Source organism: Vreelandella sp. V005, assembly GCF_052645115.1.
Genome location: NZ_JBQXYA010000001.1, coordinates 155,170 through 172,973, shown reverse-complemented (window position 1 = coordinate 172,973; position 17,804 = coordinate 155,170). Strand labels below are relative to the sequence as shown.

The window sequence follows — 17,804 nt, the reverse complement described above, 5'->3', positions numbered from 1 at the left end:
ATGAATAAGCATAAGACAATAGGGCTTGATCTGGCAAAGCGTGTTTTTCAGGTATGTGTGGTTGATATACGCACCTCGCACGTTCAGGTCAACAAAGAACTTAAGCGACATCAGGTCTTGGATTTCATGCGCCGCCAACCCGCCTGTCGGGTGTTCATGGAGGCGTGCGGTGAATCACATTATTGGGCGCGGCAGCTGCAGGCCCTCGGCCACACCGTTGCGCTCATTTCGCCGCAGTTTGTGACGCCCTTTCGCAAGGGACACAAGACAGATGCCAACGACGCCCTCGCCATTGTAGAGGCCGGGTTGCGCCCTGATATGCGCTTTGTCCCGCTAAAAAGCATCGAGCAACAGGATATTCAGAGCCTGCACCGTATTCGGGAAAGGTATATTCATCAACGCACTCAGTTGATCAATCAGGTTCATGGGTTATTGCAGGAATATGGGGTGATTAGTGGCCGTGGTCAGAAAGCGTTAAAACAACGTGTCTGGCTCGCCCTGGAAGATGCCAACAACGAGCTGTCGATGCTGATGCGTGACTTGATTGCCGAGCAAATGGCGGAGCTGGATCGACTCAACGACCGTATTCAGTCACTAGATAAGCGCGTGGAGCAGATGAGCCGTGCGGTAATGCCTTGTCGCCAACTGTTGGCAATTGAGGGAGTGGGGCCTGTGATCGCCACCCAGCTCTATAGCGCCCTCGGTAACGGCAACGCATTCAAGAAAGGTCGCCAAGCGTCAGCTTATCTGGGATTAACGCCGACACAGCACAGCAGCGGTGGCATCGCTAAGATCAAGGGCATTGGCCGAACGGGGCAGGTCTCGCTGAAAGCCGCCCTGATACGCGGGGCACATTCGGTCATCAACACGGTGGGTGACAAGCAGGATGCCAAAAGCTGTTGGCTACGCGCGCTGGTCGCACGCGTTGGCAAGAACAAGGCGGCAGTCGCGCTCGCGAATAAGACGGTGCGAACCGCCTGGGCTGTCCTACACCGCGGTCAGTCCTATTGTAGAGAGTTTAACGAAGGTTCAGCACTGATGGTGAGCTAAGCAGTAGCGCCATCAGCGTCTAAGCGCCGACAGGCGGCTACCTTGTTGCCGGGCAACGAACGATGAAAAACAGGTCAGACCGACCTTCTCAAAACCTGCTCATTGCGATGGCTGAAGAAGCCTACCGTTCGTTGAGGAGAGAAGGTGCGCGGCATTCATCAGGGTCCGGGGATAGCGTCCCCCTAGAGAGACCGACTATACGCACGCATCGGCTTTTGTTTTTCCATCATCGTCGCTTGCAACCGGGGAGGAGTCCCTATACGCAATGACAAAGGGTAATCACGCAATAACAAAATTTAAATAGGATTTACTCGGCGTTAGGGAAAAACAGCTGTTGGCCGTCTACCTCAAAATCCGCAATGGCTTGCTGACCCTCTTCAGAGACCAGCCACTCGTGCCACTGAGCCGCAAGATCGTGCTTCAGGTCTGGGTGGCGCTCTTCCGAAAGTAGTAGGCTGCCGTACTGATTGAACAGTGCTTCGTCGCCGCCAAACAGCAGCGTTAAATCCTGTGGATTTTCAAACGCAACCCAGGTGGCGCGGTCGGTAAACGTATAGGCATCCATTCCCGCCGCGGTGTTCAGTGTCGGACCCATGCCGCTACCCAGCTCACGGTACCACTCGCCCTGTGCCGTGACTCCCGCATCTTCCCACAAACGCAGTTCAGCGCGGTTGGTGCCACTGTCATCGCCGCGTGAAGCAAAGGGTGACTCACTTTCCGCTATACGCTGCATGGCCTCAATCACGTTTTCACTGTCGCTGATACCCGCCGGGTCATCACTCGGCCCAACGATAACGAAATCGTTGTACATCACATTGAGGCGTTCAGTGGCATAGCCTTCAGCTACAAACTTCTCTTCGCCAGCAGTGTCATGCACTAAAAGGCTATCGGCATCGCCACGGCGACCGATTTCAAACGCCTGGCCGGTGCCGACAGCCACCACACGAACCTCAATGCCCGTCTCTTCGGTGAAGGTGGGAATGATTGCGTCGAACAAACCTGAATTTTCAGTCGAGGTGGTGGAAGCCAGAGTGATGTAATCATCGGCCGCCATCAGCGTGCCGCTAAAAGTCACACCCAGAGCGCCTGCCGTTATCAATGTGGTGGCTTTCTTCATTTTATTACTCCTTGCTCATTTTTGATTAGTCACAGAGTTCACGCCTTTCGGGGTTACCAAACCAGTTCGCCCCGAATAAATGCCCCTGCCTCGGGTGAAGAGGGGGTAGTAAAAAAATCATTGGCTGGGGTATGTTCGAGTAACTCGCCGTTATGCAAAAACAGCACGTCGTTGGCTAAGCGACGCGCTTGATATAAATCATGGGTAGTCATCACGATACGGGTACCGCTGTGATGGAACTCAAGCACCGCGTCTTCAACCGCTTTAATAGCCGCCGGGTCGAGGGCAGAGGTGGGTTCGTCTAAAAACAGTACGCGCGGGTTGAGCAGCCAGGCCCTCGCCAGCGCCAAACGCTGTTGTTCGCCACCGGAAAGCACCCGTGCAGGCCGTTTGGCCAACGGCGCCAAGCCAAACTTTTCAAGCGCGCTCATCGCCTGCGCTTTGCGAGATAATCCTTTTAGCTCGGGGCGTGGGGTTGTGTTGATCGCTAGCACATAGGTGAGATTATCCAGTGCCGAGCGGCGTAACAGCACCGGGCGTTGAAACACCATCGCTTGAGCCGGTGGCTCGCTTTGCCAGTGCACCGAGCCGCTAGTGGGCGCGAGTAAGCCGTGGGAGAGACGCATTAGCAGGCTTTTACCCGCGCCATTCGGGCCCATGATAAGTGTTCGCTGGCAGCCCGCTAGTTGCAGTGTGGTCGGCTTGAGCAGTGTGCTGCCGCGGTGAACGAAGCTGACGTTTTCCAGTTGCAGCGTGGCAACGGGGGGCGCTTGGTATATCGTCATCCCAGTCGCCTTTTTGCCGTCTCACCGATGACATGAGCAATTGCATTAATCATGGTGACCAGTCCGAGTAGAATAATTCCCAGCCCCAGCGCCATGGGCAAGTTGCCTTTGCTGGTTTCCAGCACAATGCTGGTGGTCATGACGCGGGTCACTCCATCGATATTACCGCCCACAATCATCACCGCGCCTACCTCGGCGCTGGCGCGGCCAAAGCCCGCTAAAATGACGGTCATTAGCGCAAAACGCGCATCCCAAAGCAGGGTAGGGATCATGCGGCTACGCGTTAAGCCAAAGGAGTTCAATTGCTCGGCATACTCAACGTGGAGTGCCTCGACTTGTTGGCGGGTTAGGGCGGCGATGATCGGTAGAACGAGAATGACTTGCGCGATGACCATCGCCGTGGGGGTAAACAGCAATCCCCACTCACCCAGTGGGCCAGCGCGTGAAAGCAGTAAATAGACGCAAAGACCGGCGACGACGGGCGGTAACCCCATGAGGGCATTGAGCGCGACGATCACTGCGTTGCGCCCCGGAAAGCGCCACAGCGCGAGAGCGGCGCCCATCGGAAGTGCAAGCAAGCTGGCAATAAATACCGCCATTAGCGATACCTGCAGCGAAAGCATCACGATTGAAATTAAGGCGCTGTCCATGCTCATAATTAGAGCGAGAGCAGTGCTAAAGGCGTTGTCGCTAGTCAGCATTGAGTGTTGGCGTCATTATTAGGTTCGTTTCGGCATAATGTACCCAAAAATGACCGATTGCACTCTAGACTGAAATGAATGCAGTCTTATGCAGCAAAATACAGTGTGGGCCACACTGTCAGGTGAGGGTATTATTGCAATGAGTGAACGACACGCTTACTTGACCACTGCTGAAGTCGCTGACTACCTGCGCCTGAAAGAGCGTAAGGTGTACGACTTAGTCAGCCAAGGCCAAATCCCCTGCAGCCGGGTTACCGGCAAACTGCTGTTTCCACGCCAGCAGATCGATTTATGGGTGCTGAGTCACCTAGAAGGCGACCAAGCGCAGCGTTTATCGGTGCCGTTAGTCGTCGCGGGAAGTCAGGACCCACTATTAGAGTGGGCCGTGCGGGAAAGTGGCTCCGATTTGGCCATGCTCTGCCAAGGCAGCGGTGACGGCGTGCGTCGCCTGCTTGATGGCAAGGCCATGGTGGCCGGTATTCATCTGCTAGACCCAGCGACTCAGCGTTATAACGAGCCCAACGCGCTCGGCTTGAGCGGTATGCGCGACCTGCTAATCATTCGTTGGGCCACGCGTCGTCAGGGGTTGCTGGTGCCCACCGGTAACCCGCTTAAGATTAAATCGTTAAATGACTTGAAACGTCTGAAGGTGCGTGTGGCGCATCGTCAGCCTGATGCTGGCGCGGCGCATCTGTTAGGTTTTTTATTGCAACAGGCAGGTATAGACCGTTCAGCGCTTACCTGGGCGCCACATGCTTCCTTAAGTGAGGATGATCTGGCGCTCAGTATTGGCCAGGGTGAAGCTGATGTGGGGTTGGGGGTAGAGGCTGCGGCGCATCGACAACAACTAGCGTTTATCCCTATACATGAGGAGTCGTTTGACCTCGTGATGCAGCGACGTAGTTATTTTGAACCTGCGGTCCAGCGGCTATTGGCCTTTGCGCATCAAGCGCGCTTTACAGAACGCGCAGCGCAGTTGGGTGGTTACGATATCGCTGAAACGGGTAAAATTGTCTACAATGCTTAGCGGGCTATTAATCAACCCTGAATCCTGCGTAGCTAGGCTTGACGCTGTTGTTGTATGCGCCACACTAATGTGGCGTTATAGACATCCATCATCACGAAATGGAGAGCATGATGACACAAGCACTGAATGGTAAACGCGTGGCTATTTTAGCGGCCGCTGGTTTCGAAGAGTCTGAGTTGAGCGTGCCGCGTGCCGCCTTACAGAAAGAGGGTGTAGAAGTGCACATCGTTACACCCGATGGTAAGGGTATTCGCGCTTGGGCAGAAACTGAGTGGGGTGATACTTATCAGGCCGATAAAGCTCTCGCCGATGTCAATGAGTCTGACTACCATGCGCTGGTTCTCCCCGGTGGCTTATTCAACCCCGACGAACTGCGCACTAACGACGATGCCCTGAGTTTCGTTAAAGCATTTTTCCAGGCAGGCAAGCCCGTTGCGGCTATTTGCCATGCCCCGTGGATTTTAATCAACGCGGGTGTGGTTGAAGGGCGCCGTATGACCTCAGTGCCGAGCGTGGCGCAGGACCTTCTTAATGCCGGCGCTGAGTGGGTGGATGAGCCTGTCGTGGTAGACAGTGGTCTCGTCACCAGCCGTACGCCAAAAGACCTGGATGCGTTCAACGCCAAGTTACTCGAAGAACTGCAAGAAGGTCGTCACGCTGGTCAGCACGCTTGATGGGGCTATTGCGTCAGTGGGCAAGCTTTGTCAAAAGGCTTGTCCATGTCATTGCCAAACCCATTAAAGGCGACAGTAGCCGCGGGGGGATGGTGGTGCATCCATACCGTGGCTATGGTTCTCAACGTGAAATATTCGTCATGGGCAGGGTTTTTCGTCAAGCAGCCCTGGGGCGGGCGATACCTCGTCATGGCATGCTGCGCGACACGGCCGATGTCGCGCGACGTATTTTTCGCCGCGGGCTTGCCAATGCACAGGTAGAAGTTCGAATTGGCGACAATCAGCTCTGTGTGAGCACCGATCGCGATGGCTATTTCGATGTTCATTTGCCGATCAGCCACACACTCCCTATTGATGTCTCCTGGCACCGCGCGGATATCTTGGTTCACCGCGTAGATCAAGCCACGGTGCGTACGCATGTAGAAGTTTATGTGCCACCACCAGAGGCGGATTTGCTGGTGATTAGCGATATAGATGACACCGTTATGTTCACTGGCGTGGCGGAAAAGCTCAAAATGCTTTATCGCCTATTTGTCAAAAAACCTCACCGCCGCACCGCTTTCCCTGGCGTGGCATCGCTGTATCAGGCGCTGTATCGAGGTGTTAGCGAGCGTGCCGAACGGCCCATTCTCTATGTCTCACGCGGGCCGTGGGCGATTTACGAAATGCTCGAGACGTTTTTTCAGATCAACCGAATTCCTGTGGGCCCCATTCTTTTCTTGCGCGAATGGGGCATCTCCTGGCGTCGCCCCTGGCCACGGCGTGCCGAAGAGCATAAGCGCGAATTGATCGACCGCATGCTAACGCTGTATCACGACATGCCCTGCATACTCATTGGTGACAGCGGCCAGCACGATCCCGAAGTGTATATCGAAATCGTCAAAGCTTACCCCAACCGAATCAAAGCCATTTATATTCGGCGAGTCGATAAAGACCCCCAAAGAGAAACAGCGATTCAGCGTCTGCGCGATGAGTTGGTCGGCACCCAATGTGATTTGGTGCTAGCTGTTGATAGCGTGCTGATTGCTGAACATGCGCACGCCCAGGGCGATATTTCCATTCATGGTTTGCAGGCCGTCAAGCGCGATGTGGAAGAGCATCGCAACAATCCCGTTTAACCGCCATCCTGTCTAACGCTGTTGCCAGTTCAGTTCCCATGGTAAAAGCTAAGCTGAAAAGAGATTGTTGAACGTTAAGTGCTCAAAGACGGTGTTATGTAGATAGGGGCTGCCATGGTTGTTCTGCTTATTATCGTTGCACTGGCCATTTTTGTGCTCCCCAATGTTTGGGCAAAGTGGGTGCTCAAGCGCCACACGAAAGGGCGTGACGATTACCCAGGCACCGGTGCAGAACTCGCTGATCATCTACTGCGTCGTCTTGGGGTTGAAGGCGCCAGCGTAGAGCGCACCGAATTTGGCGATCATTACGACCCGGAAGCACGCTGTGTACGGCTTTCCCCGGATAATTACGATGGCCGCTCGCTGACCGCCGTTACGGTAGCTGCGCATGAAGTGGGGCACGCCATCCAGCACCATCAGGGGTATGCGCCGCTGATAGCGCGCAGCCGATTGGTGGCGGTCGCTCAAAAAGCCGAGAAAATTGGCGCTTTGCTGATGATGGCCGCGCCGTTTTTGTTCTTATTAACACGCCTGCCGGGTGGTTTAGCGATAGTCGTGGCGATGGCGGTGATCAGCTTTGGCACCGCCGCGGTGGTGCATTTAGTGACGCTACCGGTGGAGTTCGATGCCAGCTTCAATCGGGCGTTACCGTTGTTGAAAGAGTACGTGCCGCCTGCGGATATGGCAGGCGCCCGGCATGTGCTCACCGCCTGCGCGTTTACTTACGTAGCCGCTTCACTCGCCAGCGTGATGAATCTGGGCCGCTGGCTGGTGATTTTGCGGCGGTAAGTAGCGCGATACCGCATCAAGCCCCGTACGATGCTTTAAAGCCTGCCCCAGGGCCGTTTTCGCGACACTATCCGGTGATGGCCGTCAGCAGTGCATCGGCGCGCTGAGAAAGGTCATCGCGGGAAAGTCTGGCCTTGCCACGGGCGGCGTCACTGCCGAGTTGTTTGGCATTTGCATCCACGTTGAGCAGCACGCTGTGCAGTGAGGCGTGAATCAACCGCGCCCCGGCGTGCGCGTCGCTAATAAACTGCTGTTCGATATGTTCTTCTGCCTGCTGCGTCAGTGCCAGCGCCGCAGCACACAGCTGCGCCGTTTTCAGCGGTACCTCAACGGCAGTAGCGGCCGCCGCATGAAGGGCGCTTTGACGCCCTTCGTCCTCCTCATGGCGGCCGACGGCTGCTATGAATGCCTCAAAGGCGGCCACATCCTCTTGGGCCAGCGGCGCTAGGCGCTGCTTAAGCGACCCGCCTTCATCAATCAACGCCTGACGCAGTGCCGTGGTGTCATGGCGCTGGCTCAGATGCAGCCCCTTGAGCACGAGCGCTAGGCCCAGGTCGGCACTCACCACGGCCACCGCGCCGCAGCCGGGCATCGGCTCGCGGGCCACGGTGTCGCTAAAATCACTCAGTCTGTGCTCCCAGAGCGGTGCGGTGTTATCCGGCATGACGTCCTATCCTTTTTTCATAGGGTGGTGGATATACCACACCACGTTTCATGCTTTACACAATGCACTTAAGTGCGGTTTTCAATGCTTGGCGCGTCTCGGGACGCACGCAGCGCGCCTTTTCCTGACCATCCCTTAGAAAGATCAGCGTCGGCCAGAGCTTGACCCGGTATGAGCGTCCCAGTCGTTTTCCCCTGCCATCCTCGACTCGGATATGGCGGACCCCGGGGGCCTGATCAATCACTTCCCTGATCAGTGGCTGCGCCGCAAGACAATAGCCGCACCAGGGCGTGCCAAACTCCACCACTATCGGCCCCTGACTGGCATCCAGTTCGCTTCGCTTTGGTACGATGCTATCGGCTATGGTCATGTGTTCTCTCCTGAGGTGATGACAGGCCCCACATCCCTGGAGGCCTGGTTAGTATAGCGACCGATCAAGATAAGCGAGATAAACCCGGTTTATTCGCCAATATTACCGCGCGACGCGGTGCGGGGTAGCCTTCGATGGTGCGGGTGCGGTCTTCCGGGTCCAGAAAATCGGCCAGCGATTGGTAGGTCATCCATTCGGTCGAGCGCTGCTCATCAAGCGTGGTGACTGCTTCATCCACCACGCGCACATTGGTAAAGCCGCAGCGTTCCAGCCAGTGGCAGAGTGCTTGTGAAGAGGGCAGAAAGTAGACATTCGGCATGGCGGCGTAACGTTCGCCGGGCACGAAGACGGTTCGTTCGTCGCCTTCAACCACTAGGGTTTCCAGCACCAGCTCCCCACCGGGCGCCAGCGCCGCTTTTAACTGCTGAAGATGCTCCAGGGGCGCAGGGCGGTGGTAGAGCACGCCCATGGAAAATACCGTATCGAAAAAATTGAGGTTCTCTGGCACATCCTCAATGCCCACTGGTAAGAACTGTGTTGTGCCGCCATCGGCATCGCCGACGAAGTGGCGTACCGCCTGAAACTGCCAGTAGAAGCGCGGCGAAGGGTCTATGACCAGCACAAAGGCGGCACCTGCCCCGGCCATCCGCCAGGCGTGATAACCGCTGCCACCACCGACATCGAGCACCTTACGATACTTCAGGGGCGCCAAGTGCGGGGCAACTCGTTGCCATTTCCAGTCCGAGCGCCATTCGGTATCAATATAGATACCGCCCAGTTGAAAAGGGCCTTTACGCCAGGGGGCGAGCTTTCTTAGCAGGTTAAAGCACTGGCGCTGCTGGCTATCGCTAAGGGCAAGCTCGACGGTGACCGTATCACTGTTTAAGTTCACTCGCCTCTCAGAGGGCAGCGCCGGCAATTTAGCAACGGCCTTTTCCCAGGCGGAGAGGTCGCCGTGGCGGTTGCGATCCAATCCGTGGGCTAACTGCTCAGGAAGCTTTGCCAGCCAGGGAGTTAGCGAAGCATCAAGCGTTGATTGATCTAAAAACGCCTGATAAATCGCGCGATGATCGTCGGATAACGGCGCCACCTTTAATCCTCCTTAAATGCAATTAGCGAGGCAAAATTAAGGTACTGGAACCAGGTCATCGAGCGTGGAAAGCCAGCCTGCTTCAAGCGGCCATGGAGAGCGTCGAGGGTATCCGGTACCAGCACGTTTTCAAGGGCGGTGCGCTTTTGGCTAATTTCCAGGTCGCTATAGCCGTTGGCACGCTTGAAATCATGGTAGCGCTCGACCCGCCAGGCGTTATCGCGCTCGTCGGCATCCACGGTTTTCTCTGAAAGAATCAAGACGCCACCCGGCTCCAGCGCCGCGTAAAGCCGTGCCAACAGCGAATCGCGGTCTGCTGCAGGCAGAAACTGCAGCGTAAAGTTGAGAATGATCATGCCCGAAGGCGCATACTCCAGTGTACGGATATCGGCTTCTTCCACTTGCATGGCATGCTCAGGGCACTCTTGCTGGAAGGTCTGGCGTGCCTGGGCCACCATGGCCGGCGACAGGTCGACCCCTGTATAGCGAAAGGCGGCCGGCGGTAGTGCGCCCGCCAATGCTAGGCCAGAGGCGCCCAGAGAGCAGCCCAGATCATAGACATGGGCGCCATGGCGAAGGTGGCGTTGAGCAATCAGACTCAGCATGCCAAGAATTTGTCCGTAGCCTGGCACCGAGCGGCGGATCATATCCGGAAAGCAGGCGACCACTTTTTCATCGAAAGAGAAACGCGCTACGCGGTCAAGGGGTGTCGAAAAGATAGCGTCACGGTAAGATGCATCACTCATGGGCAAGCCGGGATTGTAAATGAGGCTGAGTAGTTTACGCGCCCTTGTTAACACAGAACAGAGTTAACACAGAACGTAGTTAACACAGAACGTAGTTAACACAGAACGTAGTTAACACAGAACGTAGTTAACGTAGAACAGACCTGTCTGGCAAAGACACGGACTGCAAGGATCGACGCCACAGGAGACGGCATATGGCTTCAGCAACAAACGCTACCCCCGATACGCTACCTGCGTGGCAGACGTTGAAGCATCACGCTGAGACGCTGCAGCACGTCCACTTGAAAACCCTATTTGGCAGCGAAGCATCGCGCTGGGAAAGTTTTACCCGCCAAGTGGCAGGTTTGACGCTGGACCTTTCTAAGCAGCGTTGGGACGACGATACGCTTGAGCATTTGTTTACCCTGGCTAGCGAAGCGGGTGTGCCTTCCGCTATTGAGTCACTGTTAAGCGGCAAACGCGTGAACGTTAGTGAAAACCGCCCGGCTTTGCACACGGCGTTGCGTCTGCCAGCGGATGCAACGCTTGAGGTGGAGGGGGAAGATATTGTTGCGGCTGTACATGAAAGTCTGGCTCAAATGGAGCGTTTGGTTAGCCGCCTGCATGCCGGACAGTGGCGTGGCGCTACCGGCAAACCCATTCGTCATGTGGTCAATCTGGGCGTAGGCGGTTCGGATTTAGGCCCTCTCATGGTCACCCATGCATTAGCCGATTTTCGCCCCAGCGATGTGCATCCCGTCGAGGTGCATTTTGCCTCCACCATGGATGGTTCACAGCTGGCGGACTACTTGAGCCGGTTGAACCCTGAAACCACCATTTTCGTGCTGTCGTCCAAATCATTCACGACCATCGACACGCTCTCAAATGCCAACACGGCGCGTGAATGGCTGCTGAGCCGTTTGACCCAGCATGGCGCGTCCCCCGTCAGTGCTGAACTGGTAGTGCGCCAACACTTTATTGGCGTATCGGCAAGTCCTGAAAAAATGAGTGAGTGGGGAATATCTTCGGACCATCAATTGACCTTTTGGGAGTGGGTGGGCGGCCGTTATTCACTGTGGGGCACTATCGGCTTGCCGATTGCCCTCGTGGTCGGGATGGATAATTTCCGGGCATTTCTGGCGGGTGCTCACGATATGGATCGGCACTTTGCCGAAGCGCCAATGGAAGATAATTTGCCCGTGCTGCTAGGCTTGGCAGGAATCTGGAACGTCAACTTTCTGGACATACGCGCGCACTCCATTCTGCCTTACGACGGTCGGTTGGAGTATTTTGCCGCTTATCTTGAACAGCTCGAGATGGAATCCAATGGCAAGTCGGTTACTCGCCAGGGCCAGCCGGTCAGCTACTCTACCTGCCCGGTACTCTGGGGGCAGCTTGGTCCCAATGCGCAGCACGCTTTTTATCAGCTGCTGCACCAGGGCACCCAGCCAGTGGTGTGCGATTTCATCGCGCCGCTCAAGCGCTACGATGAGGTGGAAGACCAGGATACCCGGCGCCACCTGAAAACCCAGCACCGTCTGGCACTGGCCAACTGCTTTGCCCAGTCGCGTGTATTGATGCTGGGCGACGATGCGATAGACGACGATGGCCCACGCCCCGAACATAAGCGCTACCGTGGCAACCAGCCGTCGACCACGGTGCTGCTCGATCAGTTGACGCCCACGACGCTTGGCGCGCTGATCGCCCTTTACGAACACAAGGTGTTTGTTCAGGCGGTTATCTGGGATATCAACCCGTTCGATCAGTGGGGCGTTGAGCTAGGCAAACAGATTGCCACGGATACCCAAAAGATTATCGACCATCAGGGCGATCTATCGCGTATGGATGCGTCTAGCCGTGGCTTGATCGAGGCGTTCTGGGCCGCTGAGCAGGAGTGATACAGAGTCGCCATTAGAGGGGGCTATCCCCGGTAGCCCCTGATAATAAGCATGGCTAGATATACAGCTTTTTGGTTTTCCGCTATCCTGTGGCCCTTTGTAAGCTGCTGAACTTATTTTTAACGTCTGCATTCAACCACTGACTTAACGCCCAGCGAGGCTGCCAGCACTACTTCTCAGGAAACGACGTTACATGACCCAGTTTGATGCCTCTCAGTACGGCGCGAGTTCCATCGAAGTCCTGTCCGGGCTCGAGCCGGTACGTAAGCGTCCCGGTATGTATACCGACACCACACGCCCCAACCATCTTGCCCAGGAAGTGATCGATAACAGCGTCGATGAGGCGCTTGCGGGCCACGCCACCGCCATCAGCGTCGTACTGCATAGTGATGGTGGGATTGAAGTGCAGGACAACGGTCGTGGTATGCCGATTGATCTGCACCCCGAGCACGGTCTGTCGGGCGTGGAGCTTATTTTCACCAAGCTCCATTCAGGGGGAAAATTCTCCTCTACCAGCTATCGTTTCTCTGGCGGTCTTCACGGGGTAGGTGTCTCGGTCGTTAACGCGCTCTCTCGCCGATTGGATGTTGAAGTCACCCGCGGCGGCGCACGCCACGCCATGGCCTTCGAGTTCGGTGAAAAAGTCGAAGAGTTGCATGAAATTGGCAAAGCCCCCAAGCGGGCGAGTGGCACGCTGGTGCGTTTCTGGCCGGACGAAAGCTACTTCGATAGTCCCAAGTTAGCGCTCACGCGGCTGAAGCACCTGCTGCGTGCCAAGGCGGTGCTCTGCCCAGGGCTAAAAGTCACCTTGGTCGAACCCGACGGCACTACCACCGAATGGGAATTTGCCGATGGCCTGCGCGACTATCTGGTTGAAGCCACCGACGGCTACGAAGTGCTCCCCCGCGAACCTTTCATTGGCCACTTCAATGACGACGAACATGGTGTCGATTGGGCGGTTCAATGGCTACCGGAAGGCGGTGAAGCGCTGCTGGAGAGTTACGTCAACCTGATCCCCACCCCGCAGGGCGGCACTCACGTCAATGGCTTTCGTTCAGGGCTGCTGGATGCGCTACGCGAGTTCTGTGAATACCGCAGCCTGCTGCCCCGTGGGATCAAATTGACCGCTGATGACCTTTGGGAGCGTGCCTCTTTTGTGCTCTCGGTGAAGATGCTCGACCCCCAGTTTGCCGGGCAAACCAAAGAGCGGCTCTCGTCACGCACCATTGCTGGCTTTGTATCGGGAGTGGTGAAAGACGCTTTTTCGCTGTGGCTAAACCACCATGTGGATCAAGCCGAAGCGATTGCCGAACTGGTCATTAGCGCGGCGCAAAATCGTCAGAAAAAAGCCAAAAAGGTCGCCCGTAAAAAGGTCACTTCCGGCCCGGCGCTGCCCGGTAAGTTGGCGGACTGCTCCGGTCAGGACCCTGCTCAGAGCGAGCTGTTTTTAGTCGAAGGGGACTCGGCGGGGGGCAGTGCCAAGCAGGCGCGTAACCGTGAAACCCAGGCGATTCTGCCACTGCGCGGTAAGATCCTCAACACCTGGGAAGTGGAGACCCACGATATCTACGGCTCACAGGAAGTGCACGATATCGCCGTGGCGATTGGCGCCGATCCCGGCAGCGCTGATCTGGAAAAGCTGCGATACCACAAGATCTGTATTCTTGCCGATGCCGACTCCGACGGCCTGCACATCGCGACGCTGCTCTGCGCGCTGTTTGTGCGTCACTTCCCCAGTTTGGTGGATGCAGGTCATGTTTATGTCGCGATGCCACCGCTCTACCGCATCGATCTGGGTAAAGAGGTGCACTACGCCCTGGATGAGAGCGAAAAGGCCGCCATTCTCAAACAGCTGGCGAACAAGCGTGGCACGCCCAACGTCCAGCGTTTCAAGGGCCTGGGTGAGATGAGCCCGCTGCAACTGCGTGAAACCACCATGTCGACGGAAACTCGACGCCTTGTCCAGCTCACTTTAACGGAAGGCGACGGCACCATGGAAATGATGGATATGCTGCTGGCCAAAAAGCGCGCCAGTGACCGCAAAAAGTGGCTGGAAGATTACGGCAACCTCGCAGACATTGAGGTATAACCCCCGATGACCATGGATATTCAAGTAGCGGAGGGCGACGTCGAACGTCTCTCCCTGCGCGACTACACCGAAAAAGCGTACCTCGACTACTCGATGTACGTCATTCTAGATCGTGCACTGCCCAATATCGGCGACGGTATGAAGCCCGTTCAGCGCCGCATCATTTACGCCATGCGCGAGCTGGCGCTGCACGCCAACGCTAAGTATAAAAAGTCGGCGCGTACCGTGGGTGACGTACTGGGTAAATTTCATCCCCATGGCGACAGCGCCTGCTACGAAGCCATGGTGCTGATGGCGCAGCCATTTAGCTACCGTTACCCCTTGGTAGACGGGCAGGGCAACTGGGGGAGTCCCGATGACCCCAAATCCTTCGCCGCCATGCGCTACACCGAGGCCAAACTTTCCAAGTTTGCCGAGGTGCTGCTGGGTGAACTGGGCCAGGGCACTGTCGACTGGGCACCCAACTTTGACGGCACCATGCAAGAGCCGCTGGTACTGCCTGCCAAATTGCCTCATGTATTGCTCAACGGCGGTACCGGGATCGCAGTGGGCATGGCCACCGATATTCCGCCGCACAACGTGTCGGAAGTCGTCGAAGCCACCTGTCATCTACTGCGTAACCCGAAGGCCACCACCGCCGACTTGATGGAATTCGTACCGGCGCCGGATTTCCCCACCGATGCGGAAATTATTACTCCGCCGGCGGACTTGCGGAAGCTCTACGAATCTGGCCGAGGTTCGGTCAAACTGCGCGCGCGCTACATTCGCGAAGAAGCCAATATCGTTATCACCTCGGTGCCCTATCAGGTGAGTGGCGCCAAGGTGCTGGAGCAGATTGCCGCTCAAATGCAGGCTAAAAAGCTGCCTATGGTGGCGGACCTGCGCGATGAGTCAACTCATGAAGAGCCCACTCGGCTGGTGATTGAACCACGCTCAAGCCGTATCGACGTTGAGTCATTGATGGCGCATTTGTTCGCCACTACTGACTTGGAAAAAAACGTGCGGGTGAACATGAACGTGATCGGCCTGGACGGTCGCCCGCGAGTGATGCCGCTACCCGAAATGCTGGGTGAGTGGCTACAGTTCCGTCGTAGCACGGTACGTCGCCGTTTAGAGCATCGCCTAGGCAAAGTCGAAGACCGCTTACATATCTTGGAAGGCTTGCTGATCGCCTACCTCGATCTTGACGAAGTGATCCGCATTATTCGCGAAGAGGATGATCCCAAAGCCTCGCTGATGGCGACGTTTAGTCTCTCCGAGCGCCAAGCCGAAGCCATTTTAGAGCTGCGCCTGCGTCACCTTGCCAAGCTCGAAGAGATGAAAATTCGTGGCGAGCAGGATGAGCTGGAAAAAGAGCGCAAGTACCTGCAGGGGTTGCTGGGCAGCGAAGCCAAGCTCACCACGCTGATGGAAAAAGAGATCCGCGCGGCAGGCAAAGAGCATGGCGACGAACGTCGCTCCCCGCTGGTCGAGCGTGAAGAGTCCAAGGCGCTGTCGGAAGTGGAGTTAATGGGCGCTGATCCGATTACCGTGGTGCTCTCCGACAAAGGCTGGATTCGCGCGGCTAAGGGCCACGACATTGACCCTGAAGGGCTCTCCTATAAAGCGGGCGATAGTTTCCAACTGGCGGCACGCGGCAAAACCAATCAGCCGCTGGTACTGCTCGATGATACCGGTCGCGCCTATAGCCTTTCGGCACATAACCTCCCCAGTGCTCGCGGCCAGGGTGAGCCGGTGACCGGGCGCGCCAATGTCGCCGCTGGGGCGAAAATGGCGGGGCTGATGCTGGCGCCACCGGAGCGGCGCTTTGTGCTCGCGACCGACGGTGGCTACGGCTTTGTCGCACGGCTTGATACGCTCACCGGGAAAAATAAAGCCGGAAAAGCAGTGCTTAGCCTGCCCAAGGGCTGCAATGTGATGGCCCCGATAGAAGTCCCGGAAGGGGAAGGCCTATGGGTTGCCTCTGTTTCCAACGAAGGACGGCTGCTGCTGTTCCCGTTAGAACAACTGCCCGAGATGTCCAAGGGCAAGGGTAGCAAAATGCTCGATATTCCTGGCCCGCGAGCGGCTCGTCGGGAAGAGTTTGTATGCGGCATCGCCGTGCTGGCTGCTAACGAGGCGCTGATGATTCATGCCGGCAAGCGCAAGCTCACGTTGAAAGCCGATGACTTGGCCTATTATCGCGGAGAGCGCGGGCGTCGTGGCAGCAAACTGCCTCGCGGCTTTCAAAAAGTAGATCGTTTAGAGGCAGGAGAGTCGTAAATGGCACGCGGTGATTTGATCCTAACCGTACTGGCGCCGCGTTTAACGGCGGATATCCAATCGCAGGTTGATGCGCTGGTGGTGCAGTTTGGCCTACAGGAAAAGAGTACACAGCGTTTGGCGGACGGCTCGCAGGGCACCAGCGGCATTGAGTGCATTGAGCAGCGATTGGCGGGTGATCATGTCGATATAGACGATGTTAGACATGCCGCCCTGTTGCTCAGTGAAACGCTGGGTGTCGATATCGTCATTCAGGAAGATCTGCGCGATCAGATTCAGCCCCGCTTGGTGTGCTTCGATATGGACTCGACGCTGATTAAAGCTGAAGTCATTGATGAGCTGGCACGCCGCCATGGCGTGGGCGAAGAAGTGGCAGAAGTAACTGAGCGTGCCATGCGCGGTGAGCTGGATTTTAAGGCCAGCTTTCGCGAACGCATGAGCAAGCTGGCCGGGCTGGATGAAAACGTGCTGGCCGATATTGCTGCTGAGCTACCGCTGATGGAAGGCGTTGAGCGTCTGCTAACCAACTTGAAGCGCCTGGGATACCGTACCGCCATTCTTTCCGGTGGTTTTACCTACTTTGCCCTCCACTTACAGAAAACGCTTGGCTTTGACGAGGTGCATGCCAATGAGTTGGTCATCGAAAATGGCAAAGTAACCGGTGAAGTGAGCGAACCGATAGTGGATGCTGAGCGCAAAGCAGAATTATTGGAAGCCATTGCCCGCCGTGAAGGTTTTACGCTGGGGCAAACCATTGCTGTAGGCGATGGCGCCAATGATCTTAAAATGCTGGCCAAGGCTGGTATGGGCGTTGCGTTTCGGGCAAAGCCGATGGTGCGCGCGCAAGCGCGCCAAGCGATATCGACGGCAGGCCTGGACGGTGTGCTCTATCTGCTAGGCTATCACCAGCGTGATTTGACACCGTAACCCTGCTAGGGGACATGTCATTGCGAGGAGTTTACGACGCGGCAATCTTAGCCTTGGGAGGCTCAGTTCAACGAGAGATTGCCGCGCTTCGCTCGCAATGACCAAAGCGAGATTGCCGCGCTGTTAGCCATGACCTGTGTCTGGGTGGGGAACCGGCTTGTCACCTACTTCTTCTGCGCGCAGCTCTATCGGCTTACCCTGAGTCTTATCGGTGTTTTTCAAGCGCAGGTGCAAACCAGACTTGGCTAACAGGTGAGCACTGACCGGCGCGGTGATAAATAGGAAAAGCGTAATCAGCATCTCCTGAATATCTGGTTTACCCTCTACACTCCAGAAATAGAGCATAGAGGCGATCAACATACAGCCGATGCCAAGCGTGGTGGCTTTGGTCGGGCCATGCAGGCGCATGTAGAAATCACGCAGGTGCGCCATGCCCAGTGAACCGATAAATACAAAAATACCCCCAGCGATCAGCAGTAGTGAAGTAAGCCCTTCAATCATTACTGACATAGATCCTC

The 17,804-nt window shown here is 56.3% G+C and carries 17 protein-coding genes; 9 read left to right on the top strand and 8 right to left on the bottom strand.

Going from position 1 to position 17,804, the window contains the following annotated elements; genetic code table 11:
* Window positions 1-1,050 (top strand): IS110 family transposase, encoded by a 1,050-nt coding sequence (locus ACUN8H_RS00815; RefSeq protein WP_445530304.1) that lies wholly within the window; start codon window positions 1-3, stop codon window positions 1,048-1,050.
* A 307-nt stretch (window positions 1,051-1,357) separates the two neighbouring features.
* Here ACUN8H_RS00815 and ACUN8H_RS00810 read toward each other — a convergent pair whose 3' ends face one another.
* The 3 genes from ACUN8H_RS00810 to ACUN8H_RS00800 are packed head-to-tail and all read right to left on the bottom strand — an operon-like array spanning window position 1,358 to window position 3,608.
* Window positions 1,358-2,167, bottom strand: coding sequence for a substrate-binding domain-containing protein (locus ACUN8H_RS00810; RefSeq protein WP_445530303.1), 810 nt, complete (start codon window positions 2,165-2,167; stop codon window positions 1,358-1,360).
* Between the two features lie 53 nt (window positions 2,168-2,220).
* A complete protein-coding gene (locus tag ACUN8H_RS00805; RefSeq protein WP_445530302.1) occupies window positions 2,221-2,952 on the bottom strand; it encodes an ATP-binding cassette domain-containing protein in 732 nt (243 codons plus the stop codon).
* Window positions 2,949-3,608: an ABC transporter permease gene (locus tag ACUN8H_RS00800; RefSeq protein ID WP_445530301.1), complete on the bottom strand. Its 660-nt coding sequence runs from the start codon at window positions 3,606-3,608 to the stop codon at window positions 2,949-2,951. Before ACUN8H_RS00800 ends, ACUN8H_RS00805 begins: the two co-directional genes overlap by 4 nt.
* Window positions 3,609-3,741: 133 nt before the next feature.
* On the opposite strand from ACUN8H_RS00800, the gene ACUN8H_RS00795 reads away from it, so the two are divergent.
* From ACUN8H_RS00795 to ACUN8H_RS00780, 4 genes are all read left to right on the top strand, one after another.
* The gene (locus ACUN8H_RS00795) at window positions 3,742-4,680 is read left to right on the top strand and encodes a substrate-binding domain-containing protein (protein WP_445530300.1); all 939 of its coding nucleotides are present in this window, start codon (window positions 3,742-3,744) and stop codon (window positions 4,678-4,680) included.
* A gap of 110 nt (window positions 4,681-4,790) precedes the next feature.
* Window positions 4,791-5,354 (top strand): type 1 glutamine amidotransferase domain-containing protein, encoded by a 564-nt coding sequence (locus ACUN8H_RS00790; protein ID WP_445530299.1) that lies wholly within the window; start codon window positions 4,791-4,793, stop codon window positions 5,352-5,354.
* Window positions 5,354-6,472, top strand: coding sequence for an App1 family protein (locus ACUN8H_RS00785; RefSeq protein ID WP_445530298.1), 1,119 nt, complete (start codon window positions 5,354-5,356; stop codon window positions 6,470-6,472). The genes ACUN8H_RS00790 and ACUN8H_RS00785 overlap by 1 nt, the downstream gene beginning before the upstream one ends.
* A 114-nt stretch (window positions 6,473-6,586) precedes the next feature.
* Window positions 6,587-7,261: a zinc metallopeptidase gene (locus tag ACUN8H_RS00780; protein ID WP_445530297.1), complete on the top strand. Its 675-nt coding sequence runs from the start codon at window positions 6,587-6,589 to the stop codon at window positions 7,259-7,261.
* Window positions 7,262-7,328: 67 nt separating this feature from the next.
* Here the strand turns inward: ACUN8H_RS00780 and ACUN8H_RS00775 are convergent, their stop codons facing one another.
* The 4 genes from ACUN8H_RS00775 to cmoA form a co-directional block, all read right to left on the bottom strand.
* A complete protein-coding gene (locus tag ACUN8H_RS00775; RefSeq protein ID WP_445530296.1) occupies window positions 7,329-7,925 on the bottom strand; it encodes a cyclodeaminase/cyclohydrolase family protein in 597 nt (198 codons plus the stop codon).
* 55 nt (window positions 7,926-7,980) lie between these two features.
* Window positions 7,981-8,295 carry a thioredoxin family protein gene (locus ACUN8H_RS00770; protein WP_445530295.1) on the bottom strand — a complete coding sequence of 105 codons (315 nt, stop codon included), beginning with the start codon at window positions 8,293-8,295 and terminating at the stop codon, window positions 7,981-7,983.
* 64 nt (window positions 8,296-8,359) lie between these two features.
* A complete protein-coding gene (cmoB, locus tag ACUN8H_RS00765) occupies window positions 8,360-9,385 on the bottom strand; it encodes a tRNA 5-methoxyuridine(34)/uridine 5-oxyacetic acid(34) synthase CmoB (RefSeq protein ID WP_445530294.1) in 1,026 nt (341 codons plus the stop codon).
* A 2-nt stretch (window positions 9,386-9,387) separates the two neighbouring features.
* On the bottom strand, window positions 9,388-10,131 hold the full coding sequence (gene cmoA, locus ACUN8H_RS00760; protein WP_445530293.1) for a carboxy-S-adenosyl-L-methionine synthase CmoA: 744 nt from the start codon (window positions 10,129-10,131) through the stop codon (window positions 9,388-9,390).
* 194 nt (window positions 10,132-10,325) lie between these two features.
* Here cmoA and pgi point away from each other — a divergent pair, with 194 nt between their 5' ends.
* The 4 genes from pgi (at window position 10,326) to serB (ending at window position 17,286) form a co-directional block, all read left to right on the top strand.
* Window positions 10,326-12,008, top strand: a complete 1,683-nt coding sequence (gene pgi / locus ACUN8H_RS00755; RefSeq protein ID WP_445530292.1) for a glucose-6-phosphate isomerase — start codon at window positions 10,326-10,328, stop codon at window positions 12,006-12,008.
* A 193-nt stretch (window positions 12,009-12,201) separates the two neighbouring features.
* Entirely contained in the window at window positions 12,202-14,097 is a 1,896-nt protein-coding gene (parE, locus tag ACUN8H_RS00750) for a DNA topoisomerase IV subunit B (protein WP_445530291.1), read from the top strand.
* A gap of 6 nt (window positions 14,098-14,103) precedes the next feature.
* On the top strand, window positions 14,104-16,359 hold the full coding sequence (parC, locus tag ACUN8H_RS00745) for a DNA topoisomerase IV subunit A (RefSeq protein WP_445530290.1): 2,256 nt from the start codon (window positions 14,104-14,106) through the stop codon (window positions 16,357-16,359).
* Window positions 16,360-17,286 carry a phosphoserine phosphatase SerB gene (serB, locus tag ACUN8H_RS00740; RefSeq protein ID WP_445530289.1) on the top strand — a complete coding sequence of 309 codons (927 nt, stop codon included), beginning with the start codon at window positions 16,360-16,362 and terminating at the stop codon, window positions 17,284-17,286. It begins immediately after the preceding gene.
* 123 nt (window positions 17,287-17,409) lie between these two features.
* On the opposite strand, the gene ACUN8H_RS00735 is transcribed toward serB, so the two are convergent.
* The gene (locus ACUN8H_RS00735) at window positions 17,410-17,796 is read right to left on the bottom strand and encodes a Na+/H+ antiporter subunit G (RefSeq protein ID WP_445530288.1); all 387 of its coding nucleotides are present in this window, start codon (window positions 17,794-17,796) and stop codon (window positions 17,410-17,412) included.
* Window positions 17,797-17,804 lie beyond the last annotated feature (8 nt).

Bases quoted from the DNA above. Each gene is read 5' to 3' on its own strand.
- ACUN8H_RS00785 (WP_445530298.1), top strand. From the start codon at position 5,354: ATGGGGCTATTGCGTCAGTGGGCAAGCTTTGTCAAAAGGCTTGTCCAT.
- ACUN8H_RS00780 (WP_445530297.1), top strand. From the start codon at position 6,587: ATGGTTGTTCTGCTTATTATCGTTGCACTGGCCATTTTTGTGCTCCCC.
- cmoA (WP_445530293.1), bottom strand. From the start codon at position 10,131: ATGAGTGATGCATCTTACCGTGACGCTATCTTTTCGACACCCCTTGAC.
- ACUN8H_RS00805 (WP_445530302.1), bottom strand. From the start codon at position 2,952: ATGACGATATACCAAGCGCCCCCCGTTGCCACGCTGCAACTGGAAAAC.
- ACUN8H_RS00770 (WP_445530295.1), bottom strand. From the start codon at position 8,295: ATGACCATAGCCGATAGCATCGTACCAAAGCGAAGCGAACTGGATGCC.
- ACUN8H_RS00795 (WP_445530300.1), top strand. From the start codon at position 3,742: ATGCAGCAAAATACAGTGTGGGCCACACTGTCAGGTGAGGGTATTATT.
- ACUN8H_RS00735 (WP_445530288.1), bottom strand. From the start codon at position 17,796: ATGTCAGTAATGATTGAAGGGCTTACTTCACTACTGCTGATCGCTGGG.
- parE (WP_445530291.1), top strand. From the start codon at position 12,202: ATGACCCAGTTTGATGCCTCTCAGTACGGCGCGAGTTCCATCGAAGTC.
- ACUN8H_RS00800 (WP_445530301.1), bottom strand. From the start codon at position 3,608: ATGAGCATGGACAGCGCCTTAATTTCAATCGTGATGCTTTCGCTGCAG.
- ACUN8H_RS00810 (WP_445530303.1), bottom strand. From the start codon at position 2,167: ATGAAGAAAGCCACCACATTGATAACGGCAGGCGCTCTGGGTGTGACT.
- pgi (WP_445530292.1), top strand. From the start codon at position 10,326: ATGGCTTCAGCAACAAACGCTACCCCCGATACGCTACCTGCGTGGCAG.
- serB (WP_445530289.1), top strand. From the start codon at position 16,360: ATGGCACGCGGTGATTTGATCCTAACCGTACTGGCGCCGCGTTTAACG.
- ACUN8H_RS00775 (WP_445530296.1), bottom strand. From the start codon at position 7,925: ATGCCGGATAACACCGCACCGCTCTGGGAGCACAGACTGAGTGATTTT.
- parC (WP_445530290.1), top strand. From the start codon at position 14,104: ATGACCATGGATATTCAAGTAGCGGAGGGCGACGTCGAACGTCTCTCC.
- ACUN8H_RS00790 (WP_445530299.1), top strand. From the start codon at position 4,791: ATGACACAAGCACTGAATGGTAAACGCGTGGCTATTTTAGCGGCCGCT.
- ACUN8H_RS00815 (WP_445530304.1), top strand. From the start codon at position 1: ATGAATAAGCATAAGACAATAGGGCTTGATCTGGCAAAGCGTGTTTTT.